Here is a 4,132-nt window from a genome sequence, read left to right as displayed (position 1 = left end):
TCCGCGAGGCAGATCCACTATATTCAGTGTTTGATATTACGGGCTTTCGAAATTTAGGATAATCTTATTTTCTTTATCACACAATCTAAACAGAACAATTTTGGGTACTATATCCATTCGGTAATCAAAGCAGAGCAAGTAATCGTCTGAACCCAATCAGCAGTACTGCCATTAGGAAAAGTGTACCAGTTGTAATGAGAAAATTCCTTGTAATAATAGTCTTCAGGATGAGGATCCAAAACAGCCATTAAATAATTTCGTTAAGGTATTATCTGACCATAATCGGCCTGCTCCACGTAAGAGTTTTCCTACATTTTGGGTATAAATCTCAAGCATGTATGTGCGTACAAACATATTGGAGGAATGCCATATTGAGGTAATGACGGTTACGTATCTGATGATGAAGCTGCCCGCTTCATCCCGACACTGGGTGGGATAAAAGAAAGACCTTGAGGTCTTCCTCCCCCAAGGTCTAGATGTTCTTTCCATCAAAAAGAAAACCACATGGAGTCGCTAAACTCGCATGCGGCTGAAAGAAAGTTATTTTGATTTTATTATTGCAGTTCTAATGGCATGAGCCAAGTTTCCATCCCGAACGGTACCACCAATACTGATAGCTTCTTCCTCTAAATGCACAAAACCTTTCTTGCCGTTATTTTTAGTTGGTATAATTTTATAACCCTCATCAGAATCCCATTCAACATTAATGTAACTCATACGCTTGACAGCTTTTAAATAGCCTTTTATCTTTAGGATTTTTTCAATTGCTGTCGGCTTTAATTCATCTGCAGGTTCAATCGAGTTCCAATCCTCAAATGCTTCAAGAACACATGTCTCAAGCATATCATCTGTATAACTTTTTTCCAAAAAACGATATCTCTCAATATCAATGATTGCTCCACCCCACTTTCTAGAGATTCCTCGAGAGAGAATAAATAAATCTTCGTCCGGCGTCACATAAATGCTGACCGATTTGAACTCCATATACACTGCCCCTTATCTTTTACTCAATAATCTTAATAACAATTTTTACTCCCTTCTTAGACGCTTCTTTTGTAATTTTATCAAGTTGATCGGCTTGGGACTTTGTCAATTGCACAGGTGGAAGCGCCAGTTCCAATATTCTTGACGTATTCTGATTCACCTTAACAGTTACTCCACCATATGTTGTCGTTGAAAAATTCGCTAAATCATCTACATACCCTTTTATTGTATTATAAAAGTTATTCCCTTTTTGATACGTTTTTGCTGTTACATCAATAGACTTAATGCTTGTAATAGAAGAAGCTATACCTTTTGCCCCAACGGTAAATTTGTCTATTACCGGGAAGTTGTTCATCATTCCTCCCAATGCTTTTTCTATTTCCCATCCTCTTTCAAAAGGCTTCTTTGCCCAAACTCCAGTTGGAGCTTTGACAAAATCATCTGCTTTCATTAACAAATTTACGCCTTTTGCAGTATAAGAGCCAGGAAGAAACGGCAGGAGGGCAGCTCCAATGTCCCACAATAAAAATCCAGCATTCTTCCAACTTGGGTTCTTATAGAGATCGTAAGCACTCCAACCAATACTCGCTATATCTATCAAAGTCTCTACAACATGTCCGCTCGGATCTCTATAAATTAAAGGATTGTTATAGGTATACGTATAAAGATTCAAACTTAGAGGATTTGTAATTTCCCCCTCATACGTATCCTAGTTTATAAACCACACCCTCTTCCTTGTTAAATATAAACACTTCACCCTGCTTTATGTTGCGGAATGTCCGGCATTTGATAGATGGCCTTATATTTCAAAAGGTGATACACAACGTTAACCAGTTTACGCATCAGGCAGACAATTGCCTGGCGCTTCGACTTGCCTTCCTTCAGTTTCTGTTCGTAATAGTAAAGAAAATAGGGGTTTCGCGGCTGCTTGGTACTCTTTGCTACGACAAGTTGACGGATGGCCAGTTGCCGGAACAATTCATGAAGAACCCGGTTCCCTTGCTTGCTTTTATACCGTCTGTCTTTGCCTCCTGTGCCATGCCTGACTGGCGCAATCCCGGCGAACCGGGCCAGTTTCTCAGCACTTGCGAATCTCTCAATAGCCCCGATCTCGGCTACAAAACAAGCCGCTGTCACCTTGTCTATGCCCGGCATGCTGTCTAACGTGCATCCGATCTCATCAAGCAACGCACTCATTTCACCCCCCAGTTTCCGCATTTCCTCACTGCAAGAACGTAGTGTCCTGACAAGGGTCTGGATAATCAAATCCCGCTGATCCTGATATTGCCGCTCGGTGTCACCGTCTTCGGCGATGAGGCTAAGAATTTGCCTTGCCTTGGACAGCGACAAGTAACGGTTGCTCTCCCGTTTCAGAAATTCGGCCAGTTCCGCTTCTGCCAAATCTTTCAAACACCGGGGAGACGGGTACTTCTCCCAGAAGGCAAGAGCCGTCTTGCCATCTAACTCTGGAAAAAACTTTTTGTAACTCGAATAGTGATAACTGAGCTGCTGGTGCAGCCGGCGAAGGGTAGAGGCGTAATGTTCCGCCAGTCCTGCCCGAACCTTTACCAGTTGACCAATGGCCCAGTAAACGTCTATTGGATTGGCATCCGGCAGCCTGTCCCACTCGTCATATCCATTCTGAAAGGAAAGGACATTCGGTATATTCAGATGACGAAAAGGCTACTTGTGGAGATTTTCAAGACATTTCCTCGCCAGTGAGGCCGGTTCCCCGGCCTCTTTAGATTGGGTACACATGATTCATGCCGTACTAACGTTGCTTCTACACGGTAGATAAGTAATTTCAATAAAACAGTAACCACACAAGGGATTTCCCACATGTGGTTACCGACATTTAATCAAGAGTTAATATGTCTCTTCAACATCATTACAATCAAGATTCATGAAGAAAACCACATGGAGCGAAAACTCACATGCGGTTAATCAAAGTAATTATTTATAGAGGATTATTTGGACAAATTTCGCATTTCTCCCTAATTTCATCAAGTGTATAATTAAATGTAGTTCCTATTGAAATTATCTCGTCTGGTTTTTTCATTCTAATGTTTTCATAATTGATATCTAAGCATCTACCCTCTGTAATTGTCCCTTTTAATAATGGACAATAATAAGTCACACTCATTTTGACAACTCCTCGATAATCGCGATCATGTTGCTATCGTAGTCATTCGCATGCCAAACAGTTATTACAGTACCATCGTTCTTTAAAACAGCGACACCCTTACCCGACACAAAGGCGTATCGTCCACCGTTTCGTTGTTCTAATACAAACATTGGTTTCTTAACAATACGTGCTATATCTTTCTTTGTTAAACCTCTTTCTATCATCCTCTCTATCGCATGTTCGCTATAACCAGTAATCTTTAATCCCTTAGGCTTTAAAACCACTGTTCCCATCTTACCAAACTTCTTACCTAAATGCTTCGTATCAATCCCATCAGGTCCAGGTACAGGTATAAGCGAGGCTGCAGCTATCCATACATCAATTGGTGAAGCATTTGGGTCAACTAAAGTTTGTAAGTCAGTGACACCTGTAATATCATTCATGAAAGAAACTATTTGACGCGATTTTTCAGCATAATAATTATTCACACTATCCATTAGTCCACTGATAGCACGATATTCACCATATAAGGTATATAATTCAGTAAACGATTTCCCATACAATTCTGATGACTTGTCTTTACTTGCATGGTAGAGTTCATCGGGTATCCAAATTGAAGTATTGCTAGTACAATCACCAGCATGGGTATATTTCCCGTTTGCTGACTGACATGCATGACCACTAGGATCTATATAAATTAATGGATTATTAAGCACATACGTATAAAGATTCAACGTCAGTGGATTCGCAATATCCCCTGGACCTCTGTCAATAGATTGGACACATGGAATCGAGAAAATTACGCAACATAATCGTACATTTGTTCGCATTGAATGGGTGTGAGATACCCGATCGCCGAATGGACTCGTTTGCGATTGTAGAAAAACTCGATATATTCAAAAATCTTGCTTTGCGCTTCCTTGCGGGTCTTGAACTTTTCCAGATAAACGAGTTCCTTTTTGAGAGAGTATGCTGTGGAACGATTCGATGCAGGCGTTGTCGTAGCAGTTGCCCTTGCGGCTC

The 4,132-nt window shown here is 40.9% G+C and carries 4 protein-coding genes and 1 pseudogene; all 5 read right to left on the bottom strand.

Features of this window, described 5'->3' with window-relative positions; genetic code table 11:
* Positions 1–540 precede the first annotated feature (540 nt).
* Complete coding sequence (locus tag KJQ12_RS09980; protein WP_213484558.1) at positions 541–984, bottom strand: hypothetical protein; 444 nt, start codon at positions 982–984, stop codon at positions 541–543.
* Between the two features lie 19 nt (positions 985–1,003).
* Complete coding sequence (locus KJQ12_RS19885; RefSeq protein ID WP_425315971.1) at positions 1,004–1,339, bottom strand: endonuclease toxin domain-containing protein; 336 nt, start codon at positions 1,337–1,339, stop codon at positions 1,004–1,006.
* A gap of 398 nt (positions 1,340–1,737) precedes the next feature.
* The gene (locus tag KJQ12_RS09970; protein ID WP_213484556.1) at positions 1,738–2,385 is read right to left on the bottom strand and encodes a transposase; all 648 of its coding nucleotides are present in this window, start codon (positions 2,383–2,385) and stop codon (positions 1,738–1,740) included.
* Between the two features lie 738 nt (positions 2,386–3,123).
* On the bottom strand, positions 3,124–3,843 hold the full coding sequence (locus tag KJQ12_RS09965; protein ID WP_213484555.1) for a DUF4258 domain-containing protein: 720 nt from the start codon (positions 3,841–3,843) through the stop codon (positions 3,124–3,126).
* 65 nt (positions 3,844–3,908) lie between these two features.
* Positions 3,909–4,132: pseudogene (locus KJQ12_RS09960) on the bottom strand (IS3 family transposase); the annotation flags it as partial.

Source organism: Thermobacillus xylanilyticus (genome assembly GCF_907165215.1).
GTDB classification, from domain to species: domain Bacteria; phylum Bacillota; class Bacilli; order Paenibacillales; family Paenibacillaceae; genus Thermobacillus; species Thermobacillus xylanilyticus.
This window is presented reverse-complemented; position numbering and strand designations above follow the sequence as displayed.